Origin of the sequence: Pseudonocardia sp., from assembly GCF_050246655.1 — a bacterium.
Taxonomy (GTDB): domain Bacteria; phylum Actinomycetota; class Actinomycetes; order Mycobacteriales; family Pseudonocardiaceae; genus Pseudonocardia.
Genome location: NZ_JBFWVQ010000017.1, coordinates 14974 through 33506, shown reverse-complemented (window position 1 = coordinate 33506; position 18533 = coordinate 14974). Strand labels below are relative to the sequence as shown.

Sequence of the window (18533 nt, the reverse complement as noted above, 5' to 3'; positions counted from 1 at the left end):
CTCGCCCGCACACAGACGATCTTCGCCGCGCAGCTGGCGCCGATGGTCGCCGGCCTCGTCGGCGACCCCGCGGGCGTGCCCACCCGCGCCGGCCTCGTCGCGTCACAGGCGCTCGGCGTGGCCCTCACCCGCTACGTCCTGCGGCTGCCGCCCGTCGTCGCGATGACGCCCGCGGAGCTCGTCACGTGGCTCGGGCCGACCTTCCAGCGCTACCTGGTCGGCGCAGCGTAGGAGCGGGGATGACGCCCCAGGTAGCGCTCCCGCTGCGGCTCGCTCGCGGCCGCGACCACCGTGCGGGCGAGCGCGACGGCCGCGTGGACGATCGCCTCCCGCGCGGCGTCCCCGCGGGCCTGCGCGGCGAACTCGGGCGTGTGCAGCGGGGCGGTCGCCCCGCGCAGGGCGATCAGCGGGTGGATCGAGGGCACGACGCGGCTGACGTTGCCCATGTCGGTCGACCCGGTCGGCGCCGGCGCCGCGGCGACCACGGTGCGGCCGAGGTCGCGCAGCGCGTCGTCCCAGCACCCGGCGAGGAACGGGTCCTGGACCAGCTCCTCGTAGCGGCGCTCGGTCCGGCGGGCCTCCCACGCGCAGCCGGTCGCGACCGCGCCCGCCTCGATGCAGCGCAGCACGCGGGCGGTGGCGCCGTCGAGGGTGGCGACGTCATCGGCGCGCACCTCCAGGCGCACCCGGGTCAGCGCCGGGATGACGTTGGTCGTCTCGCCGCCGTGGGCGACGAAAGCATGGGTGCGCACCCCGTCGGGCAGGTGCTGGCGCAGGAGCCCGATCGCGGCCAGCGCGACCGTCGCGGCATCCCCGGCGTTGACGGCCTCGTGGGGTGCGGCGGAGGCGTGCGCGGACCGGCCGGTGAAGGTGATCTCGAAGCGGTCCATCGCCCGCGTGCGTACGGCGCCGCACGGCACGTCGGGCTCGCCCGCCGGGTGCGCCATGACCGAGAGCGTCGCGCCGTCCCAGGCACCACGGTCGAGCAGCAGCGCCTTCCCGCCGCCGCTCTCCTCGGCCGGGGTCCCCAGCAGCACGACGGTGAGGCCGTGCTCGCTGGCGACCTCGGCGAGGGCCAGCACCGCGCCGAGCCCCGCCGCGGCGATGACGTGGTGCCCGCAGCCGTGCCCGATGCCGGGCAGGGCGTCGTACTCCGCGCAGACCACCACGCGGAACGGACCGTCGCCGCGGATCGCCTCGAACGCGGTCGCGAGCCCGTACGCGCCGCGGGTGACGGCGAATCCCGCGCGCTCGGCCTCCGCGGCGAGCAGCGCGGCGGCCTCGTGCTCGGCGAAGGCGACCTCGGGGCGGTCGTGGATCGCGTCGGCGACGGCGAACAGGCGCTCCGCGTGCCGGGCGACGGCCTCGCCGATCATCCGGCCAGCGCCAGCAGCCGCGGCAGCACGTCCTCGCCGAACTGCGCGAGGAACCGCCGCTGGTCGTGCCCCGGCCCGTGCACGACGAGGTGGGTGAGGCCCGCGTCGACGTAGGTCTTGACCGCGGCCACGACCTCGTCCGGGTCGGACGTGACGATCCAGCGGCGGGCCACCTGCTCCAGCGGCAGCGCGTCGGCGAGCCGCTCCATCTCCCTGGCGCTGCCGACGCTGTGCTTCTGCTCGGCGGTGAGCGACAGCGGCGCCCAGAACCGGACGGCCTCCAGCGCCCGGGCCGGATCGCGGTCGTAGGAGACCTTGATCTCGATCATCCGGTCCACGCCCGCCGGATCGCGGCCCGCGGCGGCGGCGCCGTCGGCGAGCGCGGGCATGAGCTTTCCGGTGTAGAGCTCCATCCCCTTCCCGGACGTGCAGATCACGCCCTCGCCCGCCCGGCCTGCGTACCTCGCGACGACCGGGCCGCCCGCCGCCACGTACACGGGCACGGGCAGCTCCGGGCGATCGTGGATCGTCGCTCCGGCGGTCCGGTAGTGGTCGCCGTCGAAGTCGACGTCCTCGCCCGTCCACAGCAGGCGCATCAGCGCGACGGCCTCCCGCAGCCGGGCGAACCGCTCCCGGAACTCCGGCCACTCCCGCCCGGAGACGGCGATCTCGTTGAGCGCCTCCCCGGTTCCGACACCGAGGACCACCCGGCCCTCGGAGAGCAGCGACATCGTCGCGAAGGCCTGCGCGATCACCGCCGGGTGGTAGCGGAACGTCGGGGTGAGCACGCTGGTGCCGATCGTGACGCGGCGGGTGCGCTCGGCGACCGCCGCCATCCAGGCCAGGGAGAACGGGGCGTGCCCGCCGGTGTGCCGCCACGGCAGGAAGTGGTCGGACACCCACACGCTGTCCAGCCCGACCTCCTCGGCCCGGACGGCGAACTCCACCAGGTCGCGCGGGCCGAACTGCTCGGCCGACGCCTTGTACCCGACCCGCAGCGTCACCGGGAGCCTCCTGCGCGCAGCACGGCCGCGGCGTCGCGCACCGCGTCCACGATGAACTGGTAGCCGGTGCAGCGGCAGAGGTTGCCCGAAATGCCCGCCCGGATCTCCTCGTCCGTGGGGTCGGGGTTCGCGGCCAGCAGCTCGCGCACCGTGAGCAGCATCCCGGGCGTGCAGAACCCGCACTGGAGGCCGTGGTGGCGCCGGAAAGCCTCCTGCAGGGGGTCGAGCTCGGGCCCGTTCGCCAGGCTCTCCACGGTCTCGATCTCCGCGCCGTCGGCCTGGACGGCCAGCGTGCAGCACGAGCGGGCGGTGCGCCCGTCCAGCGTCACGGTGCAGGCGCCGCAGACGCCGTGCTCGCAGCCGACGTGCACGCCCGCGAGCGCGCAGTCGCGGCGCAGGAAGTCCGAGAGCGTCCTGCGGGGCTCGACGTGGGCGTCGACCCGGCGCCCGTTGACGGTCATGGTCACGGTGGTCGGTGCGGTGCTGTGGTCGGTCACGGTCATGCCGCGGCCCTCCTCGCGATCGGGGTCAGGCACCGGCGGGTGAGCACGGCGGCCAGGTGGCGGCGGTAGTCGGCGGGGGCGTGGACGTCGGTGACGGGCGCGGTGGCCCCGGCGACGGCGGCGGCCGTCGCGGCGATCACGTCCGGGCCCGGGACGGCACCGGTGAGCAGGCGTTCGGCGGCGTCCGCGCGGACCGGCGCCGGGCCGACCCCGGCTGCCGCGATGCGGGCGTGGGCCACCGTGCCGTCCGGGGCGAGGCGGACCGCGGTGAGCACGGCGGCGAGCGCGAAGTCGCCGTGGCGGCGGGCGAACTCCTGCACCGCGACGGCGGTGCCCGGCTCCTGCTTCGGCACCCGCACCGCGACCAGCACCTCGTCCGGTCCGGCCGCGGTGGTGAGGAAGCCGCGGAAGAAGTCGGCCGCCGTGACCGCGCGCCGCCCACCCGGCCCGGCGAGGACCAGCTCGGCGTCCAGGACGCGCAGCGCGGCCGGGATCTCCGCGGCCGGGTCCGCGTGCGCAGCGCTGCCGCCGAACGTGCCGCGGTTGCGGATCGTCACGTGCCCGACGTGGGCGAGCGCGGCGGGCAGCAGCGGGACGGCCGCCGCGACCAGCGGGGAGGTCTCGACGTCGCGGGTGCGGGTCATCGCGCCGATCTCCAGGTGGTCGCCCGCATCGCGGATCCCGGCGAGCCCGCCGAGCCGGCCGAGGTCGACCAGCACGCTCGGTTGGGCCAGGCGCATCGCGAGCAGCGGGACGAGACTCTGCCCGCCGGCGAGCACCTTGGCCTCGCCGTCGGACTCCGCGAGCACCGCGACGGCATGCTCGACGGAGGTGGCGTGGACGTGGCCGAACGGGGCGGGTTTCATGCGCGCTCCTTCTCGGCTCGCGTGATCAGGGCGTGCAGCCGGGGCGGCGTGACCGGCAGCACGGTGACGTGGACGCCCAGGTCGGCCAGCGCGTCGTCGATGGCCGAGGCCACCGCGGACGGGCCGCCGATGGTGGCCGCCTCGCCCATGCCCTTGAAGCCGCCGGGGATGTGCGGGGCGGGCGTGTCCATGTGCAGCGTGGTGAACGGCGGCACCTCGGCCGCGGTGGGCATGAGGTAGTCCATGAACGTGGTCGTGAGCGGCTGCCCGTCGGGGCCGTAGACGATCTCCTCGAAGAGCGCGCCGCCGATCGCCTGGGCCGCCCCGCCGTGCAGCTGCCCGTCGACGATCATCGGGTTGATCACGGTGCCGCAGTCGTGGGCGATGAGGTAGTCCAGCAGCGTGACGGCGCCGGTCTCCCGGTCCACCTCGGCCAGCACCGCGGTGGCGCCGTAGGAGAAGGCGTTGTTCGGCGGGTCGAACACCTCCCGCTCCTCCAGGCCGGGCGCCTCGCCCTCGGGGAGGCGGCCCACGGTGCGGTAGCAGGCGTCGGCGACCTCGCGCAGCATCACGGACGGGCCGTCCGGGGCGCCGGCGACCGAGATCCGCCCGTCGGTGATCTCCAGGTCCGCCGGCGCGACCTCCAGGAGCTCCCCGGCGATGCGCAGCACCTTCTCCCGCAGGCGGCCTGCCGCGCCGAGGACGGCGGCGCCGCCCACGGGCCCGCCGCGGCTGCCGCCGGTGCCGTATCCGGTGAACGGGACGCGGTCGGTGTCGCCGGTGACCACGGTGACCGTGTCGAACGGGACCCCGAGCGTGTCCGCCGCGACCTGCGCCAGCGCCGTCTCCACGCCCTGGCCCATGGCCGACATCCCGCTGCGGACGGTGACCCCGCCGGTCGGGTCGATCCGCACGACCTCCTCGTCGAACCCGGAGTGCCGGATGCCGAGCAGTGTCATGATCCGCGAGTTGCCGGTGGCGCTCAGCTCGACGTGGAAGGAGTGCCCGATGCCGATGCAGCGGCCCTCGGCGGCGGCCTCGGCCTTGCGCTTCTCCCAGCCCCGCTCGGCGACGGCCTGCTCGGTCAGCTCGAGGCACTCGGCGTAGCGGCCGCTGTCGAACACGAACGCCGTGCTCTGGTAGGGGAACGCACCGGGTGCCACGAAGTTGCGGCGCCGGACCTCGTTGGCCGGCAGGCCCAGCGTCGCGGCGAGCTTGTCCACGATCCGCTCGTGGGCGAAGTTGGCCTTCGGCTGCCCCCAGCCGCGGTAGGAGCCGTACGGGGAGCGGTTGGTGAGCACGCCGACGACGGTGGACGCGACGGCGCCGACGTCGTACGGCCCGGTGAAGGAGGCGGCCGAGGCCCAGGCGGGGCCGATGCCGGGGGTGGCGAGCCGCCCGCCCAGCACGGCGTGGAAGGTGCCCCGCATCCCGAGGATCGTCCCGTCGGCGCGCGCCGCGACCTCGACGTCGATGCGCTGCTCGCGGGCGTGCGCGTTGGCGACGAAGCTCTCCAGCCGGTCCTCCACAATCTTGACCGGACGCCCGGTGGTGCGGGCCAGCAGCGCGGCGAGCACCTCCTCGGCGTAGAAGTCGAACTTGTTGCCGAACCCGCCGCCGACGTCGGGGGTGAGCACCCGGATCCGCTCGGTCGGCAGGCCCAGCACCTCGCCGAGCAGGTCGCGGGCCAGGTGCGGGGCCTGCGTGGAGATCCAGATCTCCAGCCGTCCGGTGAACGCGTCCCAGGTGGCGACGGCGCCGCGCGTCTCCAGCGGCGCGCCGGTCTGCCTGCCCCAGTACAGCGTGTCGGAGACGACGACATCGGCGCCGGCGAACGCGGCGTCGACGTCGCCCTTGGGGAACGTCATGGACCCGGCGCGGTTGTCCGGCCAGTCCGGGTAGAGCCGCGGCGCGTCCGGCGCCAGGGCCTCGTCCAGCGTCGTCACGGCCGGGAGGGGTTCGAAAACGACCTCGATCAGGCCGAGCGCGTCCTCCGCGACGTAGCGGTCGACCGCGGCCACGGCGGCCACGGGCTCCCCGGCGTAGCGGACGCGGTCGGTAGCGAGCGCGTATCCCCCGGTGTCGCGCTGGCCGGGGACCACCTGGTGCAGCACCGGCTGGGGCGCGGCGCACAACCGCGCGGCGTCGGCGCCGGTGAGCACCGCGACCACACCGTCCAGGGCCAGCGCAGCGGAGGTGTCGATCGCGACGATCCGGGCGTGCGCGTGCGGGCTGCGCAGCACCGCCGCCTCCAGCATCCCGGGCAGCACGACGTCGTCGAGGTAGCGGGTGCGGCCGGTGAGCAGGCGGGGGTCCTCGGCCCGGGGCACCCGCGCCCCGATCAGCCGCGGCGGGTGATGGTGAGCGGTCACGGGCCGAAGCCTGCGTCCCCACGGCCCGCCGGTCACCGGCCACGGTGCACCGACCGCGGCGGCGGCGTTGGGCCACGGTGGCCGAAGCCGCGGCGGCCGCCGGCCTCCCGGCCGGCCTGGCGGGGTCCCGACCCGCTCGGCAGAATGGCCGCCAGCCCGTCCGTGAGGAGCGCCCTCGTGCCGTCTCCGGGAAACCTGCCCGCCGACGCCAGCCGCATCGTGGGGCGCGCCCGGGAGGTCCGGGAGGTCCGGGCGCTGCTCGGGCGCGCCCGCCTCGTCACCCTCACCGGCCCCGGTGGCATCGGCAAGACGCGCGTGGCGCTGCAGGTCGCCCGCGACGCCTCCCGCGCGTTCCCGGGTGGGGCCTGGTTCGTCGAGCTCGCCGCGCTGCGCGATCCCGCGCTGGTCGAGGCGACGGTGGCGGCCGCGCTGGGGCAGGAGGACGGCAGCACGCTGCGCGGCGGCCTCGCGGACCGGATCCGCTCCTGGGACGCGCTGCTGGTGCTCGACAACTGCGAGCACCTCGTGCAGGCCTGCGCCGAGCTGGTGCGCGACGTGCTGCGCGGCGCGCCCGGCGTGCGGGTCCTCGCCACCAGCCGCGAGGAGCTCGGCGTCACCGGCGAGCACGTGCTGCCGGTCGCCCCGCTGCCGGTCCCGTCCCCGGCGACCGGGGAGGATCCGTTGCCGGGGCTGCTCGCCTGCGAGTCCGCGCAGCTGCTGCTCGACCGCGGCCGGGCGATCGTGCCGGACTTCGCGCTCACCCCCGACAACGCCGCCGACGTGGCCCGGTTGTGCCGCCGCCTCGACGGTGTCCCGCTGGCCATCGAGCTGGCCGGGGCCCGGCTGCGGACCCTGTCCGCGGGCCAGATCGCGGACCGCCTCGACGACCCCTACCGGATCCTCACCGGCGGGCCGCGCGACGCCCCGGCCAGGCTCTCCAGCGCCGAGGACGCGGTGACCTGGAGCTACGAGCTCTGCTCACCGGCCGAGCAGGCGCTGTGGGCGCGGATGAGCGTGTTCGCGGGCCCGGTGGACGCCGACACCGTCGAGCGGGTGTGCGCCACCCCGGGCGGGCCCCCGGACGCGACGGCCGACCTGCTCGACGGGCTCGTCCGCAAGTCCGTGGTGGTCCGCGAGCCCGGCGGCCAGCCGGACGCGGGCGACGTCCCCCGCTTCCGGATGCTCGACACGATCCGCCACCACGGCAGGCTGCACCTCGACGATCCCCACGCCGGGGCGGCCGAGCTGGCCCGCCGGCACGCCGACCACCACGAGGCGCTGGTCCGCCGGGCCGAGGCCGAGTGGTTCAGCGACCGGCAGGTGATCCACGCGCACCGGCTGCGGCGGGCGCTCCCGGACCTGCGGGTCGCCGTGGACCACCGGCTGCGCGGCGACGACCCGGACCGGGCCCTGCGCATGGCCTCGGACCTGCGCGCGGTGTGGCTGTGCCTGGGCAACCTCCGGGAGGGCGACCTGTGGCTGCGCCGGGCCCTGGACGTGGCGCCGCCGCGGACCCCGGCGGGGCCGCGGGCGTCGTGGCTGCACGGCTGGATCCAGCTGCTCCTCGGGGCCGAGGACGCCGCGCGGGCGTCGCTCGCCCGCGCGCACGACGCGGCACAGGAGCTGGGCCAGCCGGCGGCGGGCGACCACGCGACGGCGCTCCTCGCGGCCGCCGACGCGTTCGCGGGCGATCTCGACCGGGCCGTCGACGGCTGCCGCGCCGCCCTGGCCGGCCGCCGCGCGGACGGCGACGTGCCCGGCGTCGCGTTCGTCCTGATGCTGCTGGGCGAGATGCACTGGGCCCGCGGCGAGCTCGACGACGCCCTGGCGTGCGCCACCGAGTCCGAGGCGCTGTGCGGCGCCACCGGCGAGGTGTGGTGCCGCTCCTACGCGGTGTGGGTGCAGGCGCTCGCCCTGAGCGGGCGGGGCGAGGCCGCCGAGGCGGCGCGGGCGGCGCAGGCGGCACTGGAGATGAAGCGGCGGCTCGGCGACACCGTCGGGATGCTGCTGGTCGCCGAGGTCCTGTCGTGGACCCTCGGCGCCGAGGGCCGCTGGGCGGACGCCGGGCTGCTGCACGCTGCGCTGCGGCCCCGCTGGGACGGGACGTGCTCGGCGCTCATGGGCTTCGGCGAGCTGATCGCGCAGCGCAACCGGTGGGACGAGCGCATCGGCTCGCATCTCGGGACGTCGCGGCTGCGCCGGGTGCAGGATGCCGGGGCGGCGCTGTCGGTCGACGAGGCCGTCCGGGTCGCGCTCGACGGCGGCGCGCGGGCCCCGGTGCCGGGCCGCACCCGCCGGGACCGGCCCGCCGCCCGCGACCCGCTGACCCCGCGGGAGACCGAGGTCGCCGCGCTGCTCGCGGACGGGCTGAGCAACCGCGACATCGCGGCCCGCCTGGTGATCTCCCCGCGGACCGCGGAGGTGCACGTCGAGCGCGTGCTCGTCAAGCTCGGCTTCACCCGCCGCGCTCAGGTCGCCGGGTGGTGGCACGGGGCACCGGCCGGGCCGGACGCCGGATACGTAGCGCGTACGTAGTCTCCACGACGACGGCGCACCCGGGCCGCGGCGAGGCTGTCCGGCGTGAACACCGCGCTGCGCAGGGTCGTCCCGGCCGCCGCCCCCCGGCCCGGCGACCGCCCGGCCGTCGGGCTGGGCCGGCTGCTGGCCGCGACCGCGCCGGACACCGTCCGGATCGTCCGGGCCCCGGACGGGCTGGACGTCGAGGTCCGCGGCGTGGCCGTCTGGGATCTCGCCACGCCGGCGGCCGAGGCCGTCGCGGCGGGCGACCTCGTGCTCGTCACGGCCACCGGGGCGGCCGCCGACCCGATGCGGCTGCGGCGCGCCGCCGCGCAGGCCGCGGCGCGCGGCGCGGCGGGCCTCGTCCTGCGGCCGCGGGCCGCGCACCCGGACTGGGTCCCCGCAGCCGAGCTCGCCGTGCTGACCGCCGGGCCGCGCCGAGCCTGGCCCGCCGTGCGTCGCGAGCTGCTCGCCGCGCACGCCCTGCAGGGCGCACCCCTCCCCGACGGTGGCGACCTGCACGCGCTCGCCGACGACGTCGCGGCCGCGTTCGGCGCGACGGTGCTGGTCACCGGGAACCGCCTCGAGGTGCTCGCGCACAGCCTGCACGACGGCGAGCCGCACGAGCCGACCCGCGAGTGGATCCTGCGCCGGGTCCCGCCCGCCGCGGCACCGGTGGCAGTCCGGGCGCTCGCCGCAGCGGCCGGGGTGGTCGAGGTCCGCGGCCCGGACGGGCGGGACTGGCAGGCGGTCGCCGTCCGGGCCGGTGGCGAGACCCTCGGCACCCTCTGGTGCGCCGGGTCCGTCGCCGGGAGCACGGAGGCGCACGGGCACGAGGTCCTGGCCCGGGCCGCACGGCGGGCAGCGGCCTGGCTGGCCCGCACCGCGGCGCCGCAGCCGCGGTCGCGGCTGGGCACGGACCTGCTCCACGCCGCCCTCGCCGGGCACGGCTGGCCGGACGAGCTGGTGGAGCTGGTCGCGGGCCCGGACGGCGGGCCGCCGCGCCTGCTCGTGTTCGGAGCCGGCCCGCGAGCTGCGGCCGGTGCCGCCACCGACCGGCTCGAACGCCTCCTCGCGCTGCAGCTGGGACCCGCCGTCCCGCGCCTCGTCACCGCCCGCGCCGGCGGCCGGATCTACGCCCTCGCCCCGGACTCGGCTCGGCTCGTCGAGGCTGTCGGCGACGTCGTCGAGCGGGCCCGCCGCCGCGGCCACCCCGAGCTGCGCTGCGTCGTCGGGGATCCGGCGGGACGCGCGGAGCTGGCGCTGCACCGTGCGGAGATCGACCGGCTCCTCGACGTCCTCGCCGGGGAGCCCGGCCCGGCTGTGGCGGAGGTCGCCGACCACCGGAGCCGCAGCGTGCTCGCCGAGCTGGCGGGCACGGCGGCAGAGCGCCCCCGCCTGCTGCGCGGCCCCGTGCAGCGGCTCCGGGAGATCGACGCGGCCGACGGCACCCGCTACCTGGAGACCCTGCGCGCCTACTTCGACGCGCGCCAGGACGTCATGCGCGCCGCCCGCTCCCTCCACCTGCACCGCAACACCCTGCGCTACCGGCTCGGCCGCATCCGCGCACTCGCCGGCCTCGACCTCGACGACCACGCCGACCGGCTCGTCGCGGAGCTGCAGCTGCGCCTGCACGACCTGGTCGGAACCGCACGCACCGAAGGGAAGGCGTCGTGACCTACTCCGTCGTCGCCCGCGACCCGGACACCGCAGCGCTGGGCGTGGCCTGCCAGTCCCACTTCTTCGCGGTGGGCCGGGCGGTGAACCACGCCGAGGCTGGTGCGGGCGCGATCGCCAACCAGTCGCTCATCGAGCCCGCCTACGCACGACTCGGTCTCGCGGCCCTGCGGGAGGGCGCCACCGCGCAGCAGGCCCTCGACGCCGGGCTCGCCGCCGACCCGCTGCCGGAGCTGCGCCAGGTCGCGATCGCCGACGCCAGGGGCGGGCTCGCCGTGCACACCGGCAAGCGCTGCGTCGGTGCGGCAGGCGCCCGCGCCGGGGACTCCTGGCTCGTCCAGGGCAACATGCTCGCGTCCGAGGCGGTGCTGGACGCCATGGCCGCCGCGATGGCCGCCGGCGGCCCGCTCGTGGACCGGATGCTCGCGGCGCTCGCCGCCGCCGACGCCGCGGGCGGCGACCTGCGCGGGCGCCAGGCGGCCGGGATCCGGGTCGTCGCCGCCGGCGAACCCGACGACGCGACCGACGGGGTGCTGCTCGACCTGCGCGTCGAGGACGCGCCCGACCCGGTCGCCGAGCTCACCCGCCTCGTCGGGCTCGCGCGGTCCAGCGCGTCCGTCCTCGGGGTGCTGGCCGGCGAGGGGGTGCTGGTCGGGGAGTACCGCGAACCCCGTCCCGGCGCGACCGACGCGGCGCTCGCGACCCTCGCCGCCGTCGCAGGGGAGGACTCGGAGGCGGGGTTGGAGGCCCAGCTCTGGCACTGCGTCCTGCTCACCCGTGCCGGGCGCACCGCCGAGTCCGCGACAGCGGCGCGAGCGCTGCTCGGCCGGCGCCCCGAGCTACGGCAGTTCCTCCACAACCTCGCCGAGGCGGGGTACCTCGAGAGGAGTCCGGCATGACGACCACCCGCGACGCGCGGTTCACCGTCGACGGCCCGGCGGGGCGGGTCTGCGCCGTCCACCGCGGCGGCGACCCGGACGCCGTCCCCGTCCTGCTGCTGCACCCGGTCAACACGGCCGCCGCCGTCTGGGACGACGTCGCCGCGGCACTGCCCGGGGAGTCGGTGGCGGTCGACTACCGCGGCCACGGGTCCTCCGAACCCGGCCCGCCGTACCTGCCGGCGGACTTCGCCGCGGACGCCCTCGCCGTGCTCGACCACCTGGGCTGGAACCGGGTGCACCTCGTCGGCGGCTCCATCGGCGGCGCCGTGAGCGTCGAGGTCGCCGCGCGGGCGTCGGCGGAGGTCGCGAGCATCGCGTGCTTCGGCGCCACGCTGCGGATCGGGCTGGCCGAGGCCGACCTGGAACCGCTGCTCGTGGAGCTGCGCGAGCTGGGGGTGGGCGGCTGGTTCGCCCGCCACGGCCACGAGCTGCTCGGTCCACGCGCCCGCACGGGCGCCGCGCGGCGGCTCGCCGAGCTGGCCGGCGGGCGCGACACGGCGATGGTCGAGCAGATCGTGCGTGCCACCTTCGCCCACGCCGACTCCCGCGCCGTCGCCGCCGCCCTGCCGCGCCTGCCCGCCCTGGTCGCCGTCGGCAGCCACGACCCGACCTGCCCGCCCGCGATGGCCGCCGAGCTCGCCGAGCTGCTCGGCACGCCCGTCACGGTGCTCGACGGGATCGGCCACCTGCCCATGCTCGAGGCGCCCGCCGAGGTCGCCGAGCTGATCACCGCGCTGCACGAGCACACCCGCTGAGAAACCCGAGGAGAACCATGTCCAGCGACGACTACCCGACCGCGGAGCCCCGGTTCATCGGCCCGGCCGAGGACATCGAGGAGATCCGCAAGGCCCACCGCGACTGGTGGGCGGGCAACCACACCCGCGAGATCCCGCGGTGCGCCCGCAACTTCGGCCCCGGAACCCTCATGTTCAACCTCAACGGGCACACCTACTACGGGCTCGACGAGATGATCCAGGCCTGGGAGTACTACTGCGAGGCGCTCGAGATCGACGTCGTGCACCTGTGGGACTACCGGATCCAGGTCGACGGCGACCTCGCCGTCCTCACCTGCGAAGGGGTGTTCCCGACCAAGGCGTCGTCCGAGGACGGCGGCTGGGCCGCGAGCAACCTCGAGATCGGCAAGCCCGGCGAGGCGCCGGTCGGCGTCCGGTTCCGGGAGACCTCCTTCGCCCGCCGCGACGACGGCGACGGCAACCCGGTGTGGAAGATCTGGCACTTCCACTGCTCGCCCGCGGCCCCGGCCGACGAGGAGCGCCCGGGCATCGGCGACACCTGGGACGGCCGCGGCGGCGCCCGCGGCGGCGCCGTCGCTCAGACCGTCGAGCTGCCGCTGCCCGCCGAGGTGAGCTGATCATGGGCGCCCCCGACGTCGGCCTCGTCCTCGCGAGCAGCACACCGCCGGAGCTGATCGGCTCGACCGCGCGGCTCGCGGAGGAGCTCGGCTTCGCCGAGCTGTGGATCCCCGAGGACTACTGGTTCCTCGGCTCGGTGGCGAGCCTGGTGCGCGCGCTGTCGGCGACCGAACGCATCCCCGTCGGCGTCGGCGTGATGTCGGCGCTGGTCCGCCATCCCGCGGTGGCCGCCATGGAGATCGCGTGCGCCGAGCGGATGTTCCCCGGCCGGGTCCTGCCGGGGATCGGGCTCGGGATCCCGCCGCTGATGGCGCAGATGGGCCTGAACCCGCCGTCGCAGCTCTCCGCGATCCGGGAGAGCATCGCGATCCTGCGCACGCTGCTCGCGGGTGAGGAGTGTGCCGCCGGGTCCGCCGGGGACGGTGTGTTCGAGGCGAAGGGGATCCGGCTCAGCCACGTGCCCGCCACGCCGCCACCGATCTACACCGGCGTGCTCGGGCCGCGGATGCTGCGCCTGTCCGGGGAGATCGCCGACGGCACGGTGGTCTCGGCGATGTCGAGCCCGGCCTACCTGCGCTGGCTCAAGGGCTGTGTCGAGGAGGGCGTCGCACGGCGGGCCGAGCCGCCCGCCGCGCCGCACCGGCTGCCCACCTTCGCCATGTACTGCGTGCACGACGACCCGGAGAAGGCCCGGGCGGCGGTGCGGCCGCTGGTCGCGCTGTACCTGAGCCACCTCGCGGCGAGCCCGCTCGTGTCGGTCAACGACTTCGGGCCCGAGGTCGTCGAGCTCTGCGAGCGCGGCGGTGCCGACGCGGCGGGGCTCATCGCCAAGGAGATGCCCGACGCGTGGCTCGACGAGCTGACCGTCGCGGGCGACCCGGCCACCTGCGCGCGCCGGATCGAACGCCTGCACGAGGCGGGCGCCGACTCGGTCGTCCTGATGCCGCTCGTGGCCGGGGACCCCGACGAGGTCGAGGCGACGCTGCGCATCACCGCGGAGCAGGTGCTGCCGATGGTCGGGGCGGGCTGAGCCAGCGGGACCGGCGCGGTCGCGCCGGCCGCCGGCGTCATGATCACCAGCGCCGGTGCACAGCGTTCGTATACGGACGTCCTGCACCGGTGACGGTGATCATGGGGCGTCCGATCAGCTCGGCGACCTCGGGGTCGGCCGCGGCCAGCGGCGCGTCCAGGACGCTCATCGGGCCTGCTCTCCCCCGGTGAGGAGGGACGCGTACTCGGTCGCGCTGCGCAGGTCGCCGAGCGCCTCCACCCGGACGGTGAACAGCCAGCCCGCGCCGAACGGGTCCGCGCTGACGAGCCCGGGCGTGTCGGCCAGGGTCGCGTTCACGGCCACGACCTCGCCGGAGACCGGGCTGAACAGCTCGGACACCGCCTTGGTCGACTCGATCTCGCCACACACCTCGCCGGCGGTGACCGCGGTGCCCGCCTCGGGCAGCTCGATGAACACGATCTCGCCGAGCGACTCGACGGCGGCCGACGTGATGCCGACCCGGACGGCCTCGGCAGGCGCCGGGGTGCCGGGCGCGATGGCGACCCACTCGTGATCGGCGGAGTAGCTGAGGTCGGCGGGAAGCGGGGATTCGGACATCCTGGATCTCCTCGTCAGGGGTCAGCGGCGGTAGAAGGGCGGGGTGACGACGACGTAGGGCTCGGGCCGACCGCGGACGTCCACGGCGACCTCGGTGCCCGGCGCGGCCCGCGCGGCGTCGACGTAGCCGAGCGCGATCGGGTGGCCGAGCGTCGGGGACAGTGCCCCGGAGGTGACCCGCCCGACGACCGAGCCGTCCTCGGCCACGACGAGGTAGCCGGTGCGGGCGGCCCGCCTGCCGGTGCCGCGCAGGCCCACCAGCCTGCGTTCGAGCTCGCGCCCGGCGAGCAGCGCCAGCGCGTCGCGACCGACGAACGGCTTGCCGAGGCGGACGACGCGGCCCAGCCCGGCGGAGTACGGGTCGATGGTGCTGCTGAGCTCCTGGCCGTGCAGCGGCATACCCGCCTCCAGCCTGAGGGTGTCGCGGCAGGCCAGCCCGGCCGGCACGAGGCCCGCGGGGCGGCCGGTGGCGAGCAGCCGGCGCCAGAGTGCGGGCGCCCGCGCCGCCGGGAGGTAGAGCTCGAAACCGTCTTCGCCGGTGTAGCCGGTGCGCGCGAGCAGGACCTCGTGGCCCGCGACGGTGGCCGGGGTCGCGGCGTAGTAAAGCAGCGCCGCCACCACGTCGGCCTGGCCGGACGGGACAAGCCCCCGCAGGATCTCCACCGAGCGGGGGCCCTGGACCGCAATCAGCGCCGTCGCGGCGGAGCGGTCGGTGACGGTCGCGTCGAAACCGGCGGCCCGTCGGGTCAGCTCGGTGAGGTCGGCGGCCGTGTTCCCCGCGTTGACGACGGCGAGGAAGCGGTCCGGCGCCAGCCGGTAGACGACGAGATCGTCGAGCACGGTGCCCTCGGTGCTGCAGAGCAGCGAGTACCTCGCCCGGCCGATCCCGACCGCGGAGAGGTCGCCGACCAGGGCGTGGTCGAGCGCCGCGGCGGCCTGCGGTCCGGACACCTCGATCTCACCCATGTGCGAGAGGTCGAACAGGCCCGCCGCCGTCCGCACGGCCCGGTGCTCGGCGAGCTCGCTGTCGTAGCGCAGCGGCATCCGCCAGCCGGCGAAGCTCGTCAGCACGGCGCCGAGCGCAGCGTGTTCGGCGTGCAGCGGGGAGGTCGGGACGGGTTCGGGGGACGTCGATGTCGGCACGCGGGGCTCCGGATCGGCAAGCGCCTCTCGGCGGTCTCCCCGGCTCTGTCGTCGGACCTGAGAGATTCGCGGGCCGGGCCCGCTTGCCCCTTCGGTGCGAGCCCGCGGGCGGCGGGACCGCTTTCCAGAGTTGCCTCGTCGCGGCGGTGCGGTGGCCTGAGAGATTCCTGGGGAGGAGTTGCTCCTACGGCTCCGGTCCCCGTGGGGTGGGCCGGATCTCCCGCTGCGAGTCGAACGGCGATGTGGAGTGGTGTGTGCTCCCGCCCGGCGGTGCGCGCGCGGTCATGACGCGACCAGGTCGTCGAGCCGGTCGCGTACGCGGTCGGCGTCCAGCCACAGGTACAGGCAGCGGCGTGTGAGGGCGTCGTGGACCTCGCGGGTGCGGTTGGAGGTGAGTACGACGATGGGTGGGGTGCTGGCGCGGACTTCGCCGAGTTCGGGGATGGACACGGCGTGTTCGGTGAGGACTTCGAGGAGGAAGGCTTCGAACTCGTCGTCGGCGCGGTCGATCTCGTCGACCAGCAGCACGCTGGGGCTGTGTTGCAGGGCACGCAGGATGGGGCGGGCGAGTAGGAAGCGGTCGTCGTAGAGGGAGGCCTCGACGGCGTGGACGTCCATGGGTGGGCCGCCGGCGGCGGTGGCGGCCGTGCGCTCCAACGGGGTCTCCAGCAGCATCGGTGTGCACTCCTCGCCGACGGCGGCCGCGAGCGGCTGCTCGCGGCCGGCGCCGGTGGTGGGGACGGGTCAGGACTCTGCGGCGCCGATCGCACCGATGAGCCGGAGCACGTAGTCCGGGGCCAGCGGGAGCTGGCGGATCCGGGCTCCGAACGGTGCCAGAGCGTCGGCGACGGCGTTGGCGACGGCCGCGGGCGCGGCGATCTGCCCGCCCTCGCCCATGCCCTTGATGCCACCGATGCTGAACGGCGAGGGCGACTCCAGGCTGAGCACCTCGATCGGCGGCACGTCGGTGGACGTCGGGATCAGGTAGTCCATGTACGTCGTGGTGAGCGGCTGCCCGTCCTCGCCGTAGACGAACTGCTCGTACAGGGCGCCCCCGATGCCCTGCGCGATCGCGCCCTGCACCTGGGCCTCGACGATCATCGGGTTGATGACCGTGCCGCAGTCCTCCACCGCGACGATGCGGTCCAGCCGGACCGCGCCGGTACCGGCGTCGACCTCGGCGAGCACGACGACGCACCCGTTGGCGTACGTCGCGGGCGGGTCGTAGAACCGGGTCGAGGTGAGCATCGGCTCCGACGCACGGACGTCGGAGTCCCAGTAGGCGGCGAACGCGACCTCGGCCATGGTCTTCGACGCCCCCGGTGCCCCGCCGACGGAGATGACCCCGTCCTCGATCGTGAGGTCGTCCGGGTTCGCCTCCAGCATGTTCCCCGCGACCTTGAGGATCTGCTCGCGGACGTCGGCGGCGGCCCGCGCCACCGTCGCGCCGCCGATCACCGCGCTGCGGCTGGCGTAGGTGCCGAGCCCGTAGGGCGCGGTGAGGGTGTCGCCGTAGACCACCTTGACGTCCGCCATGTCGATGCCGAGGCCGTCCGCGGCGATCTGGGCGTACGTGGTCTCGTGGCCCTGGCCGTGGCACGACGTGCTCACCGCGACCGTGACCGTGCCGCTGGGGTCGACGGTGACCGTCGAGTTGTCGTGCGACGGAAGCGGCGTGCCTGCCTGGGCCGAGGAGTCGCTGCCCCAGGCCGTCTGCTCGACGTAGGAGCTGATCCCGAGCCCGAGATAGCGCCCCTGCTCGCGCAGCCTCGCCTGCATCGTCCGGAACGCCGGGTAGTCGACGGTCTTCATGGCGAGTTCCAGCGACTCCAGGTAGCTGCCGCTGTCGTAGAGCTGCCCGGTGATGGAGCGGTAGGGCAGGTCCTCGGAGTGCAGCATGTTGCGCCGCCGGATCTCGACCGGGTCGATGTCCAGGTCCCGGGCGATCTCGTCGATCATGATCTCGCGCACGGTGTTCGCGGCCGTCCAGCCCACGCCGCGGTAGGCCGCGACGGGGCTCTTGTTCGTGAGCGACGCCGCGACCGTCTCGTCGAAGGCGTCGATGCGGTACGGGCCGGGGAACGACTTCGAGGCGAGCGCGGGCTCGATCAGCGCGCTCTCGGTGTTGAACGAGTAGCCGCCGCCGTCACCGACGAACTCCCCGCGCACGCCGAGGAGCTTCCCCTCCGCTGAGGCCGCGACCTCGAGGGTGATGTACTCCTCCTTGGCCTGCGTCGCGGCCAGCAGGTGCTCGTGCCGGTCCTCGATCCACTTCACGGGCCTGCCGAGCTGCAGGGCGATGAAGGGGATCGCGATCTCCTCCGGCGACGTGCACATCTTCTGCCCGAAGCCGCCGCCGACCTCGGGCGCGATCACCCGCACGCGGTGCTCGGGCAGGCCCAGCTGGCCCGAGATGACCGACCGCAGGAAGTGCGGCATCTGGGTCGACGACCACACGGTCAGCTGCTGCTCGGACCGCTCGTAGTTCGCCAGCACCCCCCGGGTCTCCATCGGGGCCGCGCCGTAGCGGTTGTGGTGGAACGGGATCGAGAAGACCCGGTCGGCGGCGGCGAACGCGGCGTCGGTGTCGCCGTGCCGCTCGGTCTGCCGGTAGATCTCGTTGGTGCCCAGCTGCTCGTGCAGGACGGCGGCGCCGGGGGCGTTCGCGGCCGCGACGTCGGGCACCGGCGGCAGCACCTCGTACTCGACGGCGGCGCCGAGCTGCTCCGCGGCGTCCTCGGCGGCGTAGCGGTCGGCCGCCACGACGACGGCCACGGCGTCGCCCACGAAGCGCACCTTGTCGATCGCGATGACGTTCTGCGGGGTGCGCAGCAGGTTGTCGAGCACGACGTGGTCGATCAGCGGTGGTACGTCGCGCAGGTCCGCCCCGGTGAACACCCACACGGACTTCCCCAGGCCGGGCAGGACCGAGGTGTCGATCGACACGATGCGGGCGTGCGGGTGCGGTGAGCGGACGTAGACGGCGTGCACCAGGCGCGGCAGCACCAGGTCGGCGACGTAGCGTGCCGTGCCGGTGAGGTAGCGCGGGTCCTCGACGCGCTTGGCGCGCTTGCCGATCCACTTGTCCTTGCGGATCGCGAGGTGGTTCTCGAGGAGTGTCTCAGACATGGTGGGAGCCCTTCACCTGCGAG

At 75.6% G+C, this 18533-nt stretch carries 15 protein-coding genes, 2 pseudogenes and 1 riboswitch; of the genes and pseudogenes, 7 read left to right on the top strand and 10 right to left on the bottom strand.

Annotated elements, in window-relative coordinates; genetic code table 11:
* Window positions 1-231, top strand: a pseudogene (locus AB7J25_RS08750) (hypothetical protein); the annotation flags it as partial.
* On the opposite strand, the gene AB7J25_RS08745 reads toward AB7J25_RS08750, so the two are convergent.
* The 5 genes from AB7J25_RS08745 to AB7J25_RS08725 are packed head-to-tail and all read right to left on the bottom strand — an operon-like array spanning window position 210 to window position 6121.
* Window positions 210-1376, bottom strand: a complete 1167-nt coding sequence (locus tag AB7J25_RS08745) for an amidohydrolase (protein WP_428506947.1) — start codon at window positions 1374-1376, stop codon at window positions 210-212. The pseudogene AB7J25_RS08750 and the gene AB7J25_RS08745 overlap by 22 nt on opposite strands.
* Window positions 1373-2380, bottom strand: a complete 1008-nt coding sequence (fgd, locus tag AB7J25_RS08740; RefSeq protein WP_428506945.1) for a glucose-6-phosphate dehydrogenase (coenzyme-F420) — start codon at window positions 2378-2380, stop codon at window positions 1373-1375. Before fgd ends, AB7J25_RS08745 begins: the two co-directional genes overlap by 4 nt.
* Complete coding sequence (locus tag AB7J25_RS08735; RefSeq protein WP_428506943.1) at window positions 2377-2883, bottom strand: (2Fe-2S)-binding protein; 507 nt, start codon at window positions 2881-2883, stop codon at window positions 2377-2379. The genes fgd and AB7J25_RS08735 overlap by 4 nt, the downstream gene beginning before the upstream one ends.
* Window positions 2880-3749: an FAD binding domain-containing protein gene (locus AB7J25_RS08730; protein WP_428506941.1), complete on the bottom strand. Its 870-nt coding sequence runs from the start codon at window positions 3747-3749 to the stop codon at window positions 2880-2882. The genes AB7J25_RS08735 and AB7J25_RS08730 overlap by 4 nt, the downstream gene beginning before the upstream one ends.
* A complete protein-coding gene (locus AB7J25_RS08725) occupies window positions 3746-6121 on the bottom strand; it encodes a xanthine dehydrogenase family protein molybdopterin-binding subunit (protein WP_428506939.1) in 2376 nt (791 codons plus the stop codon). The genes AB7J25_RS08730 and AB7J25_RS08725 overlap by 4 nt, the downstream gene beginning before the upstream one ends.
* 177 nt (window positions 6122-6298) lie before the next feature.
* Here AB7J25_RS08725 and AB7J25_RS08720 point away from each other — a divergent pair, with 177 nt between their 5' ends.
* From AB7J25_RS08720 to AB7J25_RS08695, 6 genes are read left to right on the top strand one after another with little or no spacing between them, the layout of a single operon-like run.
* Complete coding sequence (locus tag AB7J25_RS08720) at window positions 6299-8656, top strand: ATP-binding protein (RefSeq protein ID WP_428506937.1); 2358 nt, start codon at window positions 6299-6301, stop codon at window positions 8654-8656.
* Window positions 8657-8701: 45 nt separating this feature from the next.
* Window positions 8702-10315 (top strand): PucR family transcriptional regulator, encoded by a 1614-nt coding sequence (locus AB7J25_RS08715; RefSeq protein ID WP_428506935.1) that lies wholly within the window; start codon window positions 8702-8704, stop codon window positions 10313-10315.
* Complete coding sequence (locus tag AB7J25_RS08710) at window positions 10312-11214, top strand: DUF1028 domain-containing protein (RefSeq protein ID WP_428506933.1); 903 nt, start codon at window positions 10312-10314, stop codon at window positions 11212-11214. Before AB7J25_RS08715 ends, AB7J25_RS08710 begins: the two co-directional genes overlap by 4 nt.
* Entirely contained in the window at window positions 11211-12011 is an 801-nt protein-coding gene (locus AB7J25_RS08705; protein WP_428506931.1) for an alpha/beta fold hydrolase, read from the top strand. Before AB7J25_RS08710 ends, AB7J25_RS08705 begins: the two co-directional genes overlap by 4 nt.
* A 17-nt stretch (window positions 12012-12028) precedes the next feature.
* Window positions 12029-12628 (top strand): YybH family protein, encoded by a 600-nt coding sequence (locus AB7J25_RS08700; RefSeq protein WP_428506929.1) that lies wholly within the window; start codon window positions 12029-12031, stop codon window positions 12626-12628.
* Window positions 12629-12630: 2 nt separating this feature from the next.
* Window positions 12631-13659 carry an LLM class flavin-dependent oxidoreductase gene (locus AB7J25_RS08695; protein ID WP_428506927.1) on the top strand — a complete coding sequence of 343 codons (1029 nt, stop codon included), beginning with the start codon at window positions 12631-12633 and terminating at the stop codon, window positions 13657-13659.
* Window positions 13660-13702: 43 nt separating this feature from the next.
* On the opposite strand, the gene AB7J25_RS08690 is transcribed toward AB7J25_RS08695, so the two are convergent.
* The 5 genes and pseudogenes from AB7J25_RS08690 to AB7J25_RS08670 all read right to left on the bottom strand — a co-directional run bounded on the left by AB7J25_RS08690 (window position 13703) and on the right by AB7J25_RS08670 (window position 18510).
* Entirely contained in the window at window positions 13703-13828 is a 126-nt protein-coding gene (locus tag AB7J25_RS08690; RefSeq protein ID WP_428506925.1) for a hypothetical protein, read from the bottom strand.
* A complete protein-coding gene (gene gcvH / locus AB7J25_RS08685) occupies window positions 13825-14238 on the bottom strand; it encodes a glycine cleavage system protein GcvH (protein ID WP_428506923.1) in 414 nt (137 codons plus the stop codon). Before gcvH ends, AB7J25_RS08690 begins: the two co-directional genes overlap by 4 nt.
* 21 nt (window positions 14239-14259) lie before the next feature.
* Entirely contained in the window at window positions 14260-15381 is a 1122-nt protein-coding gene (gene gcvT, locus AB7J25_RS08680; RefSeq protein WP_428506921.1) for a glycine cleavage system aminomethyltransferase GcvT, read from the bottom strand.
* Window positions 15382-15515: 134 nt separating this feature from the next.
* Window positions 15516-15614, bottom strand: a riboswitch (glycine riboswitch).
* A gap of 94 nt (window positions 15615-15708) precedes the next feature.
* Window positions 15709-16026: pseudogene (locus AB7J25_RS08675) on the bottom strand (AAA family ATPase); the annotation flags it as partial.
* A gap of 99 nt (window positions 16027-16125) precedes the next feature.
* On the bottom strand, window positions 16126-18510 hold the full coding sequence (locus tag AB7J25_RS08670; RefSeq protein ID WP_428506919.1) for a xanthine dehydrogenase family protein molybdopterin-binding subunit: 2385 nt from the start codon (window positions 18508-18510) through the stop codon (window positions 16126-16128).
* Window positions 18511-18533: the final 23 nt, after the last annotated feature.